Genomic DNA, 16,957 nt, shown 5'->3' on the forward strand with positions numbered 1-16,957 from the left:
GTCGAAACCGAACATCCGCCCATCCCACCTTCGTTGTCCCGCACGGGGGCATGAGGTTGCCGGCCAACGGCCGGCACTACCAGGTCACTTCTCGCTGGTGATGAGCTGCACGACGCTGGAGAAATCCAGCTTGCCGCGGCCGGCCTGGTGGTTCATCGAGTACAGGTTGCGGGCCACCTCGCCCAGCGGGATCGAGGCGCCGACACTCATCGCCGCTTCCACCGCCAGGCCCATGTCCTTCAGCATCAGATCGCTGCCGAAGCCACCGCTGTAGCCACGTGAGGCCGGCGCATTCTCCAGCACGCCCGGCCACGGGTTGCACACTTCGGTGGCCCAGCTGCGGCCGGTGCTGACCGCCATCATCTGCGACAGCACCTTCGGGTCCAGCCCGTGCGCCACGCCCAGGGCAATGGCTTCACCGGTCACCGCCATGATCACACCCAGCGCCATGTTGTTGCACAGCTTGGCGACCTGGCCGGCACCGCTGGCGCCGACGTGGAAGATGTTCTTGCCCATTGCCTGCAGCACCGGACGTGCGCGTTCCAGCGCATCCTCTTCGCCACCGACGATGAAGGTCAGGGTGCCGGCCTGGGCACCGGCGGTACCGCCGGACACCGGCGCGTCGATCATCTGCAGGCCACGTGCGGCGGCCGCTTCCGAGACCTTGCGGGCGCTGGCCGGCGCGATCGTGCTGCAGTCGATGACCAGTGCACCGGCCGGGATCGCGGCAAGAATGCCGTCATCGCCCAGGTACACTCCTTCGACGTGACGGCTGGCCGGCAGCATCGAGATCACGACCTCGGCATCGGCGAGGGTTTCGCGCGCCGACGCGGCCGCGCTGGCGCCGGCATCGACGGCGGCCTGCACCGCGGCCGGGACCAGATCGAACACGCGCACGGTGTGGCCGTTCTTGACCAGATTGGCGGCCATCGGGCCACCCATGTTGCCCAACCCGATGAATGCAATGCGGCTCATGCAAGGCTCCTTTCAACAAGGGGAGTGCCCAGGTCGGCCAGCGGATGCGCGGCATCGGCCCAGGGGGAAGCGAAGAAGGTGTCGGCCCACGCGCCGGTGGCCTCGGCCAGCGTGGCCGGGTTCCACTGCGGATTGCGGTCCTTGTCGATCAGCAGCGCGCGGATGCCTTCGGCGAAATCACCGTGGGCGGCGCAATGCAGGGCGACGATGTACTCCAGGCGGTAGATCGCAGCCAGGTCCTGGCCAGCACTGCGGCGCTGCAGCTCGTACGACAGCCGTGCCGAACCGGGTGCACCGGCGGCGAGGGTCTTCTGTGCGGCCTGCAACCAGGCATCGTCGGTCTGCAGACCGGCAATGCGCGCCACGATGGCCTGCAGGTCATCGCCTTCGCACAGCGCCTCGACCTGCGCCGCATTGGCCAGCAGCGGACCGGTCGCAGCATCACTGGCATGCGACTGCAGCAGATGGGTCAGGCGTTCGTGGTTGTGTGCGGGATCACTGGACCAGGCCACCTGCAACAGCGCATCGAACACCGCGCTGCGGCGTTCTTCGGCCACGTGCACGTCGGCCAGGCCGGCGTAGATGGCATCGCCCGGATTGAGCAGCGCGCCGGTCAGGGCCAGGAACAGGCCACCCTTGCCCGGCACGCGCGGCAGCAGCCAGCTGCCACCGACATCGGGGAACAGGCCGACGGTGATTTCCGGGAAGGCCAGCTTGGAGCGCTCGCTGACCACGCGGTGACTGGCGCCGGACATCAGGCCGATGCCGCCGCCCATCACGATGCCGTGGCCCCAGCACAGGATCGGCTTGGCGTAGGTGTGGATGAGGTAGTCGACGCGGTATTCGACGTCGAAGAACTCGGCGGCGTAGTCGTTCTCGCGGATGTCGCTGCGGCCGGCCTCGCGGAAGGCGGCCATGGTCTTGTACAGGCTGTGCAGGTCGCCGCCAGCGCAGAACGCCTTTTCGCCGGCGCCCTGCAGCACCACCATGGCGATGCCGTCGTCGTCGGCCCAGGCGTTCAACTGCTTCAGCAGCAGGTGCGCCATCGGCAGCGAGAAACCGTTGAGCGTGCGCGGCGCGTTGAGCGTGGCGATGCCGATGCGCGTGCCGTTACCGGCCACGCGCTCTTCGAACAGCACCGGTGCGTCGTCGGCAACGGTGTCGGTGCTCATGCGTTCTTCCACTGCGCGGCGCGCTTTTCCAGGAAGGCAGTCACGCCCTCGACCTGGTCGGCGGTGTCGAACAGGTCGACGAAGGCTTCACGCTCGGCCACCAGCGCCGAGGCATGGGTGCCGGTGCGGGTGGACTGCACCAGGGTCTTGCAGGCGGCGATGCTGGTCGGGCTCTGCTTGCCGGCCTTCTTCGCCCATTCCAGCGCCAGTGCCTTGGCTTCGCCCTTGCCGACCTTTTCTTCGGCCAGGCCAATGCGCAGCGCGGTCTCGGCGTTGATGCGCTCACCCAGCAGGATCATGCGCTTGGCCCAACCCTCGCCCACCAGGCGCGGCAGGTTCTGGGTGCCACCGGCGCACGGCAGCAGGCCGACGGTGGCCTCCGGCAGCGCGACCTGGGCGTGGTCTTCGATGATGCGCAGGTCGCAGGCCAGTGCGCATTCCAGGCCACCGCCCATCGCGTAGCCGTTGATCGCGGCGATCGACACGCCACGGAAAGCCGACAGCGCTTCGAAGGCTTCACCGAAGCGGCGTGCGGCTTCACGTGCAGCGGCCTTGTCGCCGGAGGCGAACTGGTTGAGGTCGGCACCGGCGGAGAAGAACTTCTCGCCGTCACCGGTGATCACCAGCGCGTAGATCCCGCGGTCCGCGTTGAGCGCGCCCACCAGGTCGCGCAGCGCCGACAGGCTGTGCACGGTCCAGGTGTGCGCCGGCGGGTTGTTAAGGGTGACCACGGCAGTGTGGCCATCCACCTCGACCTTCAGGCCCACGTGCTCCTGGGTACGCCAATCCTTCATCGCAGTTCCTCTTCGGTGTTGAGCAGATGACGGGCAACGATCACCCGCATGATCTCGTTGGTGCCTTCCAGGATCTGGTGCACGCGGCAGTCACGCAGCAGACGCTCGATCGGGTACTCGCGGATGTAGCCGTAGCCCCCGTGGATCTGCAGCGCTTCATTGCAGACAGTGAAACCGGCGTCGGTGGCGAAGCGCTTGGCCATCGCACACCAGACGTTGGCATCACTGGCACCGGCATCGAGCTTGCGCGCGGCGGTGTGCACCATCTGCCGTGCAGCCACCAGCTGGGTAACCATGTCGGCCAGCTTGAACTGCAGCGCCTGGAACTCGGCCAGCGCCTTGCCGAACTGGCGACGCTCGCCCATGTAGCGGCGTGCGGCATCCAGCGCACCCTGTGCGGCACCCAGCGAACAGGCTGCGATGTTGATGCGGCCGCCATCGAGCCCCTTCATCGCCAGCTTGAAGCCGCCGCCTTCCTCTCCCAGAAGGTGGCTGACCGGCACGCGGACGTTCTCGAAGGTGATGCCACGGGTGGGCTGGCTGTTCCAGCCCATCTTCTCTTCCTTGCGGCCGAAACTGATGCCCGGCAGGTCGGCCGGCACCGCAATGGCGCTGACACCACCGGCACCGGCACCGCCGGTACGCGCCATCACCACCAGCAGCTCGGTGGCACCGGCGCCGGAGATGAAGGCCTTGGAGCCATTCAGCACATAGAAGTCGCCATCGCGCACGGCGGTGGTCTTCAGTGACGCTGCATCGGAACCGGCACCCGGCTCGGTCAGGCAGTACGAGGCCAGCTTGTTGCCCGAGGACAGGTCAGTGCCCCACGCATCGCGCAGTGCCGGCTGGCCCCACTTGGACACCATCCACGAGGCCATGTTGTGGATGCTTATGTAGGCCGCGGTCGACGGATCGACGCTGGCGAGTTCCTCGATGACGACGGCGGCGTCCAGTCGGCTCAGGCCGCTGCCGCCCACTTCCGGGTCCATGTAAAGACCGCAGAAGCCCAGTTCACCGGCCTTGGCGATCGCCTCGCGCGGAAAGATGCCCTCCGCATCCCATCGCGCGGCGTGCGGCGCCAGTTCAGCCTGTGCGAAGTCGCGCGCAGCCTCGCGGTACGCCTGCTGTGCTTCGTCCAGTTCCGTCGTCATCGAGTGGCTCATGGCTGCTCCTGCCGTTACTTCAGGCTGATCGTGGTGTTGACGCCGTGGCTCAGCGTCTCGTCATCGAACCAGCGTGCGGTGACCGTCTTGGTCTGGGTGTAGAACAGCACCACCTGCTTGCCGTACGGGCCCAGGTCGCCCAGCTTGGACGCGCGCGAACCGGTGAACGAGAACAGCGGCACCGGCACCGGGATCGGCACGTTGATGCCGACCTGGCCGACGTCGATGTCTTCCTGGAACTTGCGCGCGGCAGCGCCGGACTGGGTGAACAGTGCGGTGCCGTTGCCGTTCGGGTTGCTGTTGACCATCGCGATGGCCTCTTCCAGCGTCTCCGCTTCGAGGATGACCAGCACCGGCCCGAAGATTTCTTCCTGGTAGATGCGCATGTCGGTGGTGACACCGGCAAAGATGGTCGGGCCAACGAAGTTGCCCTTCTCGAAACCATCGACCTGCGGCTTACGGCCATCCAGCACCAGCTTGGCGCCCTGCTCCACGCCCGAGGCGATCAGGCCTTCCACGCGCTCGCGGGCGCTGCAGGAAATGACCGGGCCGACGTCGGTGCCGGACACGGTGCCGGCGCTGACCTTCAGGGTCTGGGCCTTGGCCACCAGGTCCTGCACCCAGTTACGCGCTTCACCGACCAGCACCAGGGTGGAAGCGGCCATGCAGCGCTGGCCAGCGGCACCGAAGGCAGCACCGACCATCGCATTGAGGGTCTGTTCCTTGTTGGCGTCCGGCAGCACCACGGCGTGGTTCTTGGCGCCCATCATGCACTGCACGCGCTTGCCGGCCAGCGAGGCGCGGTTGTAGACGTGGGTGCCGACGCGGGTGGAACCGACGAACGAAACGGCCTTGATGTCCGGGTGGTCGCAGATCGCGTTGACCACTTCTTCGCCACCGTGGACGACGTTCAGCACGCCCTTCGGAATGCCCGCTTCCAGCGCCAGCTCGACCAGGCGCATGGTGACCATCGGGTCCTGCTCGGACGGCTTGAGGATGAAGGTGTTGCCCGTTGCAATCGCCATCGGGAACATCCACAGCGGAATCATCGCCGGGAAGTTGAACGGGGTGATGCCGGCGCACACGCCCAGCGGCTGCATGATCGAGTAGGTGTCGACGCCAGTGGCCACGTTGTTGGCCAGCTCACCCAGCTGCAGGTTGCCGATAGCGGCGGCGTGCTCGACCACTTCCAGGCCGCGGAACACGTCGCCTTCGGCGTCCGGCAGGGTCTTGCCCTGTTCGGCGGTAAGGATGTGGGCCAGCTCGCTCATGTTCTCGCGGATCAGCTGCTGGTACTTCAGGAAGATGCGCGCGCGGACGCCGATCGGAGTCTTGCGCCAGGTCTTGAAGGCTTCCTTGGCGGCGGCGACGGCGGCGTCCACTTCGCCGGTGGTGGCGAACGGCACCTTGGCCAGCACGTCCTGGGTGGCCGGATTGATCACGTCCTGCCAGTGGGAAGTAGCCGATTCAACGAACTGGCCATCGATCAGCATGCGGATACGGGGCGCTGCAACAGTCATGACGACAATCCCACGGGGTGCGAAAGATGCTTGGCATTATTCACAGCACCCACCTCGATTTCCGGGCTGAATCCGCTTAATCTGGCCAACACGCCAGACGATTCATGTTAATTCTGTGAATTATTCAGCCACCCAGCGGCAACTTGGCCTGCGCCTGCTGCGGCTGCGCGAGCAGCGCGGCTACAGCCAGGCCGACCTGGCACGGGCGCTGGGGCTGTCGGCCAGCTACCTGAACCAGATCGAGCGCAACAAGCGCCCGCTCACCCCGGCCGTGCAGAAGAAGCTGGGCGAGGTGTTGGGCGATGTTTCTGCACTGTTCGACGAAGATGAGCCCGCCGCGCTGCAGGAAGCCCTGGGCGAAACCCTGCGCGACCTGGGCCTGGCCGAGGTGAGCGCGACCGAGCTGCGCGCCCTGGCCGGTAACCTGCCTCAGGTCAGCCGTGCGCTGCTGGACCTGCACCGCCGCCACCTGGCGCTGCGCGAGCATGCTGCCGCACTGGAATTCCAGTTGGGCGAGCCCGGCGCCGGCAGCACCCTGCCTGCTGGCGACCAGGTGCGCGAGTTCTTCAACCGCATGCACAACCACATCCCCGAGCTGGATGAGCTGGCCGAGCGCCTGTTCGCCGAGTGGGGGCTGTCGCCCGGGCATGTGGCACCGCGCCTGCGCCAGCTGCTGGCCGACCGCCACGGCGTGCTGGTGGAAGTGGCGGCGTTGCAGGCCGGGCGCGAGAAGCGCCAGTTCGATGCGGGGGCGCGGCGGCTGTGGCTGCCCGACTACCTGGAACCGGGTCAGCAGGCGTTCCAGATGGCCGCCGAACTGGCCCTGCACGGCTACCTGCCGCAGATCGATGCGGTGGTGGCGCGTGCCGGCTTCACCGATGACGCGCGCATCGCGCAGGCGCGCATCGGCCTGTCGAACTACTTCGCCGGCGCGCTGGTGATGCCGTACATGCGCTTCCTGCGGGCGGCCGAAGCCAGCAGCTACGACATCGAACTGCTGGCGCACCAGTTCGGTGTGGGCTTCGAAGCGGTCTGCCACCGGCTGAGCACGTTGGCACGGCGCAGCGCGCCCGGCCTGCCGTTCTTCTTCATCCGCGTGGACCGTGCGGGCAATGTGTCCAAACGCCATTCGGCCACGGATTTCCATTTCTCGCAGGTGGGTGGTTCGTGTCCGCTGTGGATCGTGTACGAGGCATTCAACCAGCCCGGCCGCATCCTGACCCAGACCGCGCGCATGCCCGATGGACGGCGGCATTTCTGGCTGGCGCGGCAGGTCAGCAGTGGTCCGGTCGGCCATGGCCAGCCGCGCAAGACGTTTGCGGTGGCACTGGGCTGCGATCTGCAGCATGCCGAGCGGTTGGTGTATTCGCTGGGGCTGGATGTGCAGAGCCCGGGCAACTCGGTGTCGATCGGGCCGGGTTGCCGGGTGTGTCCGCGGGAGGACTGCATGCAGCGCGCGTTCGCGCAGTTACCGGGGCGATAGGGGGTAGATGTCGACCTTGGTCGACACGGTAGATCCACGCCATGCGTGGATGCTCTTCGATGAATGTTCGAAATGTTCGATTCCGATGGGGTTCCATCCACGCATGGCGTGGATCTACTAAACCTTTCGTGCGTAGGCTGCATCCCATTGGAATGCCCGCCCTGGAGACACCCCATGTCCTTGCTGCGCTCTTGCCTGGCCCTGCTGCTTGCTGCCACCGCCGCGCCGGCGTGGGCGACCTTTTCCATTGCGGCCTGCAATGAGGCCGGCGACTGCGGGGTGGCGGTGGCTACGCACAACCTGGCAGTCGGCGGCGTGGGTGTGCCGTGGGCACAGGCGAAGGTGGGCGCGGTCGCCAGCCAGTTCGAGACCAACCCGACCTATGGCTCCAAAGGCCTTGAGCTGCTGGCCAAAGGCCGCACGCCTGCGCAGGTGCTGAAGCAGCTGTTGGATGAAGACGGCAACTTCGATGGCACCACGCTTGCCGAACGACAGGTGGGACTGGTCAGCGCACGCGGCGGCAATGCGCAGTACACCGGCGCTACCGCGCAACAGGCCAGCTGGGCCGGGGCAAATGGCGACGGCATGCTGAGTGTGCAGGGCAATGGCCTGGCCGGACCGGAGGTGCTGGCGGCGATGCAGCACATCTTCGCCGCCTCACCTGGGCCGCTGGCCGCGCGCCTGCTGGCGGCACTGGAAGCAGGCCAGGCTGCGGGCGGCCAGCGCAGCGGGCAATGGTCGGCAGCGCTGCTGGTGCGTACACCGGGCGGCGACTGGCGGGACACCGACCTGCGCGTGGACGCCGACCAACATGCGGTGGCGAGGCTGCGCGAGCTGTACGACATGCGTCTGTCCAACGAGGCGATCATCCGCGCGGAGGAACGTTGGGAGAACGGTGATGTGGCGGGTGCGCGCGCGGCGCTGGCAACGTCGTTGTCGCTGGCCCACGGCTGGGACCGCACCTGGGCGCGCGCTGCGCGCCTGGCGATGCGGCAAGGGGATATCGCGCTGGCCCGCGAATACCTCGCCGGCCTGCGTGCGCTCAATCCGGGCTGGGTGAAGCAGGAGCTGGCGTTGCCGTTGTATGCGCCGTTGCGGGGTGATGCGGTGGTGGAGCCGTGGCGATGAGGCACCGCAGGGATCAGATCGTGCCGACCAAGGTCGGCACCCACCAGAACAGTTCAATCGGCTGCGGCGGAAGTCAGTAGATCGGCGTCACCTTCATCTGCGGCAGCGGACGCGGTGCGCCGTCAGTGAGGTCCGGGCCCAGGTCCTCCCAGGTGCGGCCCTGCTCGACCATCAACCCCCACAGCTGCTGCGAGGCCAGCCGCTTGTCTTCCGAGCCCAGCCTGTACGACGGCGGGGTCGGTTCACCGCGGGCAACCATCGAGTACGCCGCGCGATAGGCCAGCACCTGCTGCGCCGGGTCGTCGGTTCGCGCCACTTCCAGCGTGTAGCGCTGATAGGCCGAAGCCAGGTTGCGCCAGCGGATCCAGTAGTGGTTCTCGAACGAGAACGAACAGAAGCGCGCACCGGCCAGGCTGCCCTTGTCGGCGATGCGGGTCAGCACCTCCTGTGGCATGTCCAGGTTCATGCCACCTTCGTCGCCCTGCAGGCTCACATGCACGATGCGGTCGCGATAGCCTGGTGCGCGCGCCTGCAGCAGATCGCGCCAGTTCTGCATGGTCGCCACCACCGCGAACAGGAAACGCCCCAGTTCCGCGGCCGCCAGCGGCGTAGCGATCGACTGATAGGTGCGCTGCCAGCCATGACGGTTCTCGGTGGGCAGGAACACCGCGTGTTCCAGCGACTGGCGGCCACTGCTGCCGTGGTTCACCTCTTCAGCGTGCTGCGGATAGACCAGGTTGATGGCGAAGGTCGGCCAGCGCGGCAAGGCGGCATCGAACAGATGGATCGGGAAATTGCTGCTGATGCCACCATCGGAGAACCAGCAGATACGGAAGGCGGTGATCACCGGGCCACAGGTCTGCCCGGCACTGGTCAGCCCTTCCATGCTGTCGGCGACGTTGTGCTCCTGGTCGGCGGCAGGCGCGGTGGGTTCGCAGCGGCGCTCGCGGCGCGAAGGCTCATGCAGCGGCACTGCGCTGATCAGCAACGGGAAGCTCAGGCTCATGCGCGTGGCCACCAGCACCGGCAGCTTCGGGCCCTGCGGCAGGTGGTAGTACCGGCGCCCTTCCACCTCCAGCGGTGGGCCTGCCTGCGTCACCAGCCACTGCACCACGCTGGCCGGGAACAGCTGCTCGAACTCCTCGCGCAGGAACCAGAACTGCGCACCGCCCAGCGGCAGCGTACGCGGCTCGTTGTGCGACACACAGGTGGTGATCATCTGCAGGCTGATCGCATGCGGGCTGTCCGGCTCGTCGGCATAGCGCGGCGCGTCGTGCAGGTCGGCGAAGGTGAGCGGTGCATCCAGCGCCTTGCCGGACAACTGCTGCAGGCACTCGTGCAGCCACTCGGTCAACGCAGGCGTGCGTGCATCGCGGCCCAGGCCGCTGCACAGGCCCAGCAGGTTGCGCCGCGCCACCCGCGCCACCCGCAGCGCGGCACCGGCCACACCCGCACCGTACGCGCACAGCAGTGATGGCAGCAGCGTGGCGGCCACGCCGCTCCAGCCACCGCCCCACCAGCCCAGGCCCAACAGCAGCGCCAGCGACACCAGCACCTCCAGCGGCGCGATCTCGAACACGGCAACGGCCAGGCACAGCAGCTTGTGCGGCAGGCTGGCATTGCCCGTCAGTACCACCAGCAACCGATAGGCGGCGCGCGCGCCCCGCGCCGGTTGGAACAGGCTGTAGATGAAGCCGCGCCGCGACAACTGCGCCGATACCGCCGACAACCCGCCATAGCCGGCATCGCCAGGCAGGTGCTCGCCCGCCTGCTGGTGACGATCACCGCAGGCCGCCGCGGCCGCCACGGCTGCGGCGATGGCGCCGGCCGAGGTGCCGCCGATGCTCTTGAATCGATACTCGCGCGCCAGCGCCAGTACCGCATTGGGGTACACGATGCCGCTGGTGATGCCGCCTTTCATGACCAGATCGCAGTACTTCGCCGCCACGAGCCACCTCCCGTCTGTCGGTGCCCAGTATGGCAAGAGGCGCTCTCACCGCCTGAGAAACGAGCCACAGCCCTGCGCTTTGCTTGGCCCTTGACCATTGCCCTCGACGCGTCCACCGTGGGCGCGCCGAAGGTATCCCTGCCGTGGCTGGATGGCGGCCGGGATTTAAACGGGAATCCGGTGAAGGCGCCTCGCGCGCCCATTCCGGAGCTGCCCCGCAGCGGTGAATGGAAACGAATCCTGCCAACAGCACTGGGCTCGCGCCTGGGAAGCGGCAGGTAGTAGGTGGGCTGCGGCCCGTGTCCATCAGCCCGAATACCGGCCCCGGCCGGGGGACACGACCGTCCCCTGACTCGACCTGGAATCTCCGCGGGGAGGTTGCCGGGGCCGTCGTTGTCCTGCGCGTGCAGGCGATGCGGCCGCGTGCGTCCTGTTCACGGTATCCGGCCAGCCCTGTTTCCCCCACGCGCTGATGCATGGGCCACCGCCGCTGCCGGCGGTCCATGCGGTACCTGACGATGACCGAACTCCAACGCCCTGCCCTGACCCTGCCCGCCGATGGCAAGCGCCTGCTGCTGCATTCATGCTGCGCGCCCTGCTCCGGCGAAGTGATGGAGGCGATCACCGCCTCCGGGATCGACTACGCGATCTTCTTCTACAACCCCAACATCCATCCGGTGAAGGAGTACGAGCTGCGCAAGCAGGAGAACATCCGCTTCGCCGAGCAGCACGGCATTCCTTTCATCGACTGCGACTACGACACCGACAACTGGTTCAGCCGTGCACGCGGCATGGAAAACGAGCCCGAACGCGGCATCCGCTGCACGATGTGCTTCGACATGCGCTTCGAGCGCACTGCGCTGTACGCGCACGAGCACGGCTACGACACCATCAGTTCTTCGCTGGGCATCTCGCGCTGGAAGAACATGGCGCAGATCAACGACTGCGGCATCCGCGCCGCGTCGCGCTATGAAGGCCTGCAGTACTGGGACTACAACTGGCGCAAGGGCGGCGGTGCCAGCCGCATGATCGAGATCAGCAAGCGCGAGCAGTTCTACCAGCAGGAGTACTGCGGCTGCGTGTACTCGCTGCGCGATGCCAACCGCCATCGCCGCGAGAATGGCCGCGAGCGGATCAAGATCGGCCTGTTGTACTACGGGCAGGACGCTGAGACGCCGCAGGGCGATTGACGTGCAGGCATGGGGCGGCCACGCTGGTCGCCCCTTCTGTTGTACCGGATCTGCCATGACCGCCCTGCCCGCCGATGTCGCCCTGCTGGTGATCGACCTGCAGCCGGACTTCATGCCCGGTGGCGCCTTGGCCTGCGACCAGGGCGATGCACTGGTGGCACCGATTGCCGATCTGCTGGCGCAGCGCCGCTACCGCACCGTGGTGGCAACACAGGACTGGCACCCGGCCGACCATGCCTCGTTCGCCAGCCAGCACCCCGGCCAGCGCCCCTTCGAGACCATCCTGTTGCACGCGCAGCCGCAGACCCTGTGGCCCGACCACTGCGTGCAGGGCAGCGCCGGTGCCGCCCTGCACCCAGGCGTGGACTGGACCGTGGCCGACCTGATCCTGCGCAAGGGCACGCGCCAACAGGTGGATTCGTACAGCGCCTTCCGCGAGAACCATGGCCCCGATGGCGAGCGCCCGGCCACCGGCCTGGCCGGCTGGCTGCACGAACGCCGCATCCGCGAAGTGCATGTGTGCGGCCTGGCCCGCGACTACTGCGTGCTGTGGAGCGCACAGGACGCGGTGAAGTCCGGCTTCCGGGTGAAGTTCCTGTGGGAGCTGACCCGGCCGGTGACCGAAGCCAACGACGCGATGGTGCGCGAAGCGCTGGGCAAGGCGGGGATCGCGATCGTCTGATGGGCGACCGCCGGGCATGATCCGGCACTACCGGAACACCACCGTGCGGTGCCCGTTGAGCAGGATGCGGTGCTCCACATGGCGGCGCACGGCGCGTGCCAGCACCAGCGACTCGGTATCGCTGCCCAGCCGCACCAGTTCGCGCGGTGCCATCGCGTGGTCCACGCGGGCCACGTCCTGTTCGATGATCGGGCCTTCGTCCAGGTCCTCGGTGACGTAGTGCGCGGTGGCGCCGATGATCTTGACCCCGCGCGCGTGTGCCTGGTGGTACGGCTGCGCACCCTTGAAGCTGGGCAGGAAGCTGTGGTGGATGTTGATCGCGCGGCCAGCAAGGGCCCGGCACAGCGTGGGTGACAGGATCTGCATGTAGCGCGCCAGCACCACCAGGTCGATACGTTCGCGCTCGACCAGGTCGATGATCTGCTGCTCCTGTACCGCGCGCGTATCAGCGGTCACCGGCAGGTGGTGGAACGGCACCTGGTAGGACGCCGCCAGTGGCGCGAAGTCGGCGTGGTTGGATGCCACCGCCGCGATGTCCACCTTCAGCTGGCCGCTGTGGGCGCGGAACAGCAGATCGTTGAGGCAGTGCCCCTGCTTGCTGACCAGCACCAGCAGCCGCGCGCGGCGTCGGCCATCATGCAGCTGCCAGTCCATGCCGAAGCCTTCGGCGAGCGTGGCCATGGCCGCGTGCACGGTCTCCAGCGGCAGGCTGGCATCGCGGTCGAAGTGCACGCGCAGGAAGAAGCGGCCACGTTCCTCATCGCCGAACTGCTGGGCGTCGAGGATGTTGCAGCCGTGGTCGAACAGCAGGCCGGATACGCGATAGACGATGCCGGTACGGTCGGGGCAGGACAGGGTCAGGATGGAATCGGGGCGCATCGCCCGAGTGTAGGGCAGTGACCTGCCCCCTGGATCGATGGTCACCGATGCAACCGAACTGCTTGGTTCAGTCCCAAGCGATACTTGGGCTTCCCCATGGCAAGCTGGTCGGTCATGAACCTGTTGCAACTGATCCGCAGCTTCACCCGCACCGCAGAGACCGGCAGCATTGCCGCCGCGGCCCGCATTCTTGGCATCAGCGCCACCGCAGTCGGCCAGAACATCAACCGTCTGGAGGCCCATCTGGGCGTACGGTTGCTGAACCGAAGTACACGGCAGCTGGCCCTCAGCGAGGCCGGCGCACTGTACCTGGCGCAGGTGCGCCACATCGAAGCCGACCTGGCGCGCGCGCAGGCGATGGTCACCTCCGGTGACATCGAACCGGCCGGGCCGCTGCGCATCGCCAGCAGCAGCGCCTTCGGTCGCCACGTGCTGGCACCGTTGCTGCCGTCGCTGCAGCAGCGCTACCCGCAGCTGCAGCTGGAGCTGCGCCTGACCGACCGCGCCGTGCAGCACGGCCCCGAAGCGGTGGATGCCAGCATCCGCATCGGTGCGCAGCTGGAGGACGGCGTCGTCGCGCGGCAGCTGGCACGCGTGCCCTTCGTGTTCTGTGCCTCACCGGCCTACCTGAAGGCACACGGCACGCCGAAGCAGCCCTCTGAGCTGAGCGGTCATCGCGGGCTGCTGCACCGCTTCCCCACCGATGGCCGGCCGTTGCGCTGGGGCCTGCTGAAGGATGGCCAGCGCGTGGACGCCGCACTGCCGCCGAGCATGGTCTGCGATGACATCGATGCACTGGCAACGCTGGCCGCGACCGGTGCCGGCATCACCCGATTGGCCGCTTTCGTGGCCGAGCCGTACCTGCGCGATGGCCGCCTGCAGGCGGTGTTCAGCGCCGACACTGCATGGCGCCCGGAGCCGATGGAGGTCTACTTCTGCGTCAGCGACCGCCGCGACTTCACCGCCAAGATCCGCGCGCTGTTCGAGCACCTGCAGGCCGGCATGGCGCCGGCCTGGCGGGTGTGACAGATGAGTACCAATCACTTCATAGGCGGCGCACTCTGATAAGAGCGGAGCATTTTCTCGGTCAGAAACTCTCCTTCAGGCTCATCAGGTGATCACTGGCGTCTGCCCATCCTGTCAGGGTGCGCAGGCGTAGCCCATTCCTGAAAACATGAAACACTGGAGTTTCATACACATCCAGTTCTTTCCAGCCTTCTGACCCCGCTTGAAGCAGCATGGGATGAGATGGATTGCGCTTGTTCCACTCGCTGACGCCAAACTGTGGCCACGCAGGAGACCGGCGCACAACAAAGCGTATCTGGGGCCGGATCCATTCCCATTCGGGCTCGCTCAAGATGACGTGCATAGCCCGACGGGAAGGAGCGCAAACCGGATTGACGTAGGCGACCACCTCTAGTCCGTCCTTGTACGCCCAACGTCGCCACTCAAACTTTCCACTCGCAAGACGGTGGAGTGTTCCCTGCTGGTCAGGTGCAATCCGCTCTATCTCGGGAAGTTCATCTACGCGTAGCGCCTCCATTTCACGCAGCTCATTGGCCTCGGCAAACCGTCGAACCTGCACAAGAAGCGAGTGCATGTTCCTGTGCATTGTCTCTGTGGCAGCACCTCTCCGCCTCAACTCCTCATGAATACATCGGACCTTGCCAAGCCATTCCTCATCTCCAACGTACCTTGAGATGTAGAAGCTGGCGCGGAACGCGGCCTCAAGATCCAGATCGCTCAGACTGCCGCAACTGTCCCCAGGTGGTCTGGAAGACTCCCATGACGAGTAGGCATCCACCAACTTCTCGATGCGGCCTGATGCGCCAGCGACCAACATCTCCCGATCCATCTCTCGCAGTTGGGCATCTATTGAAGTTGCTGCCCAGGTACTTGTGGGCAGCAACAAAATCCAAAGCAACTTGCGACCAATCATGCGGTCAGCAGCTCGACATACAGATACTGCTCATGGAGCTCGAACAGGTCGCGCGATCTGAACAGGCATAGCCCGGATAATCTTCAAAAACTGGGTTCGGATTGACAGATTGCACGACCATGTCATCCGCTTTCGAAGCACGCTGCAACCCCGGAATGTACGTGATTGCGCGCTGCGCGCCGAACAGAGCCAGCAGCCGGTAAGCTTCACTCGCGCTCAATTCAGCGACGATGGGATCGTAGTTGAAGCTGGCCAATCCCTGATCTCCAAACACGAGCGAATCAACGAACTGCTTGCGCGCAAGCGGCGAAAGCAGCATCAGGGGGGATTCGGGGGAAAGCTCGATCAGGTGAAGATCAAGCCGCCCCAGCGAATTAACAGGGGCGTGCATGAGCGAGACATTCTCTGCAGAGGGGGCATCAGTCCCCCTTCCGCCTGCGACCACAGGCATGGATGTGGACAGGCAGATCGCCGAGATCAGAACGACGAGCATCGTGGATTTCATCGCGTTTCTCCATTGGTTGCACACTCGTGCGTGCAGCTCAACGATGCGACGTCGGCACACAGTTCAATGAGAGATCATTCACATAAGCGGATATCCATGATCATTTCTGGTTCGTCGTGACATTTGATGCCGCAACCTGCAGTCGCACAGGTCACCAGCCATCTGGAGCGAGGCCGTGCGCTCGCAGATTACGTCAGCGCGTCTTGAACACGCCGCGCGCATCGCGCGGCTCGCAGCGCAGGTACTGCGGCGCCGGTTCCACACTGTCGCGCAGCGCGGCGGCGGCATGCCACGGCCAGCGCGGGTCGTAGAGGATGCCGCGCGCCAGGGCCACGGCATCAGCGTGGCGATGGCGCAGGATCGATTCGGCCTGCTCGGGCTCGGTGATCATGCCCACGGCGATGACCGGCATGCGCACCTTGGCCTTGATCGCTGCCGCGAACGGCACCTGGTAGCCCGGGCCGACGGTGATCTTCTGGTGTTCGTCCAGGCCACCGCTGGAGACATGCAGGAAATTGCAGCCGCGCGCGTCCAGCACCTGGGCCAGCGCCTCGCTCTGCACCAGATCCCAGCCGCCATCGACCCAGTCGCTGGCGGAAATGCGCACGCCCACGGCGATCTTGTCGGACACTGCCGCACGCACCGCATCGAACACTTCCACCAGCAGGCGCAGGCGGTTCGGCAGCGACCCGCCATAGCCGTCGGTGCGGCGGTTGCTCAGCGGCGACAGGAACTGGTGCAGCAGGTAACCGTGCGCGGCATGCAGTTCGATCAGCTCGAAGCCCAGGCGCTCGGCGCGTACCGCGCTGGCGGCGAAGGCGGCGATGACCTCGGCGATGCCGGCCTCGTCCAGTTCCTGCGGTGCCGGATCGCCGGCATGGAACGGCAGCGGCGACGGCGCCACGGTGGACCAGCCACGCGTGTCATCGGCCGGCAGCTGGCCACCGCCGTCCCAGGGACGCTTCACCGAGGCCTTGCGGCCGGCATGGCCCAGCTGGACGCCCAGCGGCATCGGCGACCAGCGGCGGACGCTGGTCAGCACCTGCGCCAGCGCGGCCTCGGTGCCGTCGTCCCACAGGCCCAGGTCGGCCCAGCTGATGCGGCCGCGCGGCTCGACCGCGGTGGCTTCCAGGATCAGCAGGCCGGCACCGGACTGCGCCAGGTTGCCCAGGTGCATGGCGTGCCAGTCGCTGGCGCGACCGTCTTCGGCGGAGTATTGGCACATCGGCGCGATGACGATGCGGTTGGACAGGGTCAGGGGGCCGAACGAGATCGGCGAAAACAGCTGGCTCAAGACGGTGATGAACGACGTAGGGGGTGCGTATTGCACCGCCGCACGGCCTGCGAATCAACCGTCTGGATGGATCGCTGTTTCGTGCGCCCCCGCTGAAGCCGAGCGTGGGCTCGGCTCTTATCTCTTGCGACTCTGGCACCTTAGGTGCCGAGAGCCCGGCGCGGACGACCGTTCGGCTCTAGGTCTTTTCGATCGCTCTGTAGCAAGGATCTCCGCGCCGGTTTCTCCCTGATCCGCCCGAACAGTTGATCGAGTTGGCGCTCGCACTGATAAGACTGGGCAAGC

The 16,957-nt window shown here is 66.5% G+C and carries 15 protein-coding genes and 1 riboswitch; of the genes, 5 read left to right on the top strand and 10 right to left on the bottom strand.

Features of this window, described 5'->3' with window-relative positions:
* Positions 1-84: 84 nt before the first annotated feature.
* Genes mmsB through EKL94_RS05305 form a run of 5 tightly spaced genes read right to left on the bottom strand, consistent with a single transcriptional unit; the run spans position 85 to position 5,624 of the window.
* Positions 85-975: a 3-hydroxyisobutyrate dehydrogenase gene (gene mmsB / locus EKL94_RS05285; protein ID WP_004136647.1), complete on the bottom strand. Its 891-nt coding sequence runs from the start codon at positions 973-975 to the stop codon at positions 85-87.
* The gene (locus tag EKL94_RS05290) at positions 972-2,147 is read right to left on the bottom strand and encodes an enoyl-CoA hydratase/isomerase family protein (protein WP_126928274.1); all 1,176 of its coding nucleotides are present in this window, start codon (positions 2,145-2,147) and stop codon (positions 972-974) included. Before EKL94_RS05290 ends, mmsB begins: the two co-directional genes overlap by 4 nt.
* Positions 2,144-2,941, bottom strand: coding sequence for an enoyl-CoA hydratase (locus EKL94_RS05295; protein ID WP_126928275.1), 798 nt, complete (start codon positions 2,939-2,941; stop codon positions 2,144-2,146). The genes EKL94_RS05290 and EKL94_RS05295 overlap by 4 nt, the downstream gene beginning before the upstream one ends.
* Complete coding sequence (locus EKL94_RS05300) at positions 2,938-4,104, bottom strand: acyl-CoA dehydrogenase family protein (RefSeq protein WP_126928276.1); 1,167 nt, start codon at positions 4,102-4,104, stop codon at positions 2,938-2,940. The genes EKL94_RS05295 and EKL94_RS05300 overlap by 4 nt, the downstream gene beginning before the upstream one ends.
* 14 nt (positions 4,105-4,118) lie before the next feature.
* Positions 4,119-5,624 (bottom strand): CoA-acylating methylmalonate-semialdehyde dehydrogenase, encoded by a 1,506-nt coding sequence (locus EKL94_RS05305; RefSeq protein WP_126928277.1) that lies wholly within the window; start codon positions 5,622-5,624, stop codon positions 4,119-4,121.
* Between the two features lie 115 nt (positions 5,625-5,739).
* On the opposite strand from EKL94_RS05305, the gene EKL94_RS05310 reads away from it, so the two are divergent.
* Both EKL94_RS05310 and EKL94_RS05315 read left to right on the top strand, forming a co-directional pair.
* The gene (locus EKL94_RS05310; protein WP_126928278.1) at positions 5,740-7,107 is read left to right on the top strand and encodes a helix-turn-helix domain-containing protein; all 1,368 of its coding nucleotides are present in this window, start codon (positions 5,740-5,742) and stop codon (positions 7,105-7,107) included.
* 174 nt (positions 7,108-7,281) lie between these two features.
* Complete coding sequence (locus EKL94_RS05315; protein WP_126928279.1) at positions 7,282-8,235, top strand: DUF1028 domain-containing protein; 954 nt, start codon at positions 7,282-7,284, stop codon at positions 8,233-8,235.
* 73 nt (positions 8,236-8,308) lie between these two features.
* Here the strand turns inward: EKL94_RS05315 and EKL94_RS05320 are convergent, their stop codons facing one another.
* Positions 8,309-10,156, bottom strand: a complete 1,848-nt coding sequence (locus EKL94_RS05320) for a patatin-like phospholipase family protein (RefSeq protein ID WP_185829993.1) — start codon at positions 10,154-10,156, stop codon at positions 8,309-8,311.
* A 154-nt stretch (positions 10,157-10,310) separates the two neighbouring features.
* A riboswitch (cobalamin riboswitch) is annotated at positions 10,311-10,524 on the top strand.
* 162 nt (positions 10,525-10,686) lie between these two features.
* On the opposite strand from EKL94_RS05320, the gene EKL94_RS05325 reads away from it, so the two are divergent.
* Both EKL94_RS05325 and pncA read left to right on the top strand, forming a co-directional pair.
* A complete protein-coding gene (locus EKL94_RS05325; protein ID WP_440087003.1) occupies positions 10,687-11,373 on the top strand; it encodes an epoxyqueuosine reductase QueH in 687 nt (228 codons plus the stop codon).
* A gap of 55 nt (positions 11,374-11,428) precedes the next feature.
* Positions 11,429-12,055 (top strand): bifunctional nicotinamidase/pyrazinamidase, encoded by a 627-nt coding sequence (gene pncA / locus EKL94_RS05330; RefSeq protein WP_126928282.1) that lies wholly within the window; start codon positions 11,429-11,431, stop codon positions 12,053-12,055.
* Positions 12,056-12,082: 27 nt separating this feature from the next.
* Here pncA and purU read toward each other — a convergent pair whose 3' ends face one another.
* Positions 12,083-12,934: a formyltetrahydrofolate deformylase gene (gene purU, locus EKL94_RS05335; RefSeq protein WP_126928283.1), complete on the bottom strand. Its 852-nt coding sequence runs from the start codon at positions 12,932-12,934 to the stop codon at positions 12,083-12,085.
* Between the two features lie 114 nt (positions 12,935-13,048).
* Here purU and EKL94_RS05340 point away from each other — a divergent pair, with 114 nt between their 5' ends.
* On the top strand, positions 13,049-13,960 hold the full coding sequence (locus EKL94_RS05340; RefSeq protein ID WP_126928284.1) for a LysR family transcriptional regulator: 912 nt from the start codon (positions 13,049-13,051) through the stop codon (positions 13,958-13,960).
* A gap of 61 nt (positions 13,961-14,021) precedes the next feature.
* Here EKL94_RS05340 and EKL94_RS05345 read toward each other — a convergent pair whose 3' ends face one another.
* The 3 genes from EKL94_RS05345 to EKL94_RS05355 form a co-directional block, all read right to left on the bottom strand.
* Positions 14,022-14,873 carry a hypothetical protein gene (locus tag EKL94_RS05345; protein WP_126928285.1) on the bottom strand — a complete coding sequence of 284 codons (852 nt, stop codon included), beginning with the start codon at positions 14,871-14,873 and terminating at the stop codon, positions 14,022-14,024.
* A gap of 4 nt (positions 14,874-14,877) precedes the next feature.
* A complete protein-coding gene (locus EKL94_RS05350) occupies positions 14,878-15,378 on the bottom strand; it encodes a hypothetical protein (RefSeq protein ID WP_126928286.1) in 501 nt (166 codons plus the stop codon).
* Positions 15,379-15,571: 193 nt separating this feature from the next.
* Positions 15,572-16,672 (bottom strand): NADH:flavin oxidoreductase/NADH oxidase, encoded by a 1,101-nt coding sequence (locus tag EKL94_RS05355; RefSeq protein WP_126928287.1) that lies wholly within the window; start codon positions 16,670-16,672, stop codon positions 15,572-15,574.
* Between the last annotated feature and the right edge of the window lie 285 nt (positions 16,673-16,957).

The organism is Stenotrophomonas maltophilia (assembly GCF_003970865.1).
Taxonomy (GTDB): Bacteria; Pseudomonadota; Gammaproteobacteria; order Xanthomonadales; family Xanthomonadaceae; genus Stenotrophomonas; species Stenotrophomonas maltophilia_AR.

What these genes read in the sequence shown, in the direction of transcription:
- mmsB (WP_004136647.1), bottom strand. Translation starts at nt 975, where the DNA reads ATGAGCCGCATTGCATTCATCGGGTTGGGCAACATGGGTGGCCCGATG.
- EKL94_RS05290 (WP_126928274.1), bottom strand. Translation starts at nt 2,147, where the DNA reads ATGAGCACCGACACCGTTGCCGACGACGCACCGGTGCTGTTCGAAGAG.
- EKL94_RS05295 (WP_126928275.1), bottom strand. Translation starts at nt 2,941, where the DNA reads ATGAAGGATTGGCGTACCCAGGAGCACGTGGGCCTGAAGGTCGAGGTG.
- EKL94_RS05300 (WP_126928276.1), bottom strand. Translation starts at nt 4,104, where the DNA reads ATGAGCCACTCGATGACGACGGAACTGGACGAAGCACAGCAGGCGTAC.
- EKL94_RS05305 (WP_126928277.1), bottom strand. Translation starts at nt 5,624, where the DNA reads ATGACTGTTGCAGCGCCCCGTATCCGCATGCTGATCGATGGCCAGTTC.
- EKL94_RS05315 (WP_126928279.1), top strand. Translation starts at nt 7,282, where the DNA reads ATGTCCTTGCTGCGCTCTTGCCTGGCCCTGCTGCTTGCTGCCACCGCC.
- EKL94_RS05320 (WP_185829993.1), bottom strand. Translation starts at nt 10,156, where the DNA reads ATGAAAGGCGGCATCACCAGCGGCATCGTGTACCCCAATGCGGTACTG.
- EKL94_RS05325 (WP_440087003.1), top strand. Translation starts at nt 10,687, where the DNA reads ATGCGGTACCTGACGATGACCGAACTCCAACGCCCTGCCCTGACCCTG.
- pncA (WP_126928282.1), top strand. Translation starts at nt 11,429, where the DNA reads ATGACCGCCCTGCCCGCCGATGTCGCCCTGCTGGTGATCGACCTGCAG.
- purU (WP_126928283.1), bottom strand. Translation starts at nt 12,934, where the DNA reads ATGCGCCCCGATTCCATCCTGACCCTGTCCTGCCCCGACCGTACCGGC.
- EKL94_RS05340 (WP_126928284.1), top strand. Translation starts at nt 13,049, where the DNA reads ATGAACCTGTTGCAACTGATCCGCAGCTTCACCCGCACCGCAGAGACC.
- EKL94_RS05345 (WP_126928285.1), bottom strand. Translation starts at nt 14,873, where the DNA reads ATGATTGGTCGCAAGTTGCTTTGGATTTTGTTGCTGCCCACAAGTACC.
- EKL94_RS05350 (WP_126928286.1), bottom strand. Translation starts at nt 15,378, where the DNA reads ATGAAATCCACGATGCTCGTCGTTCTGATCTCGGCGATCTGCCTGTCC.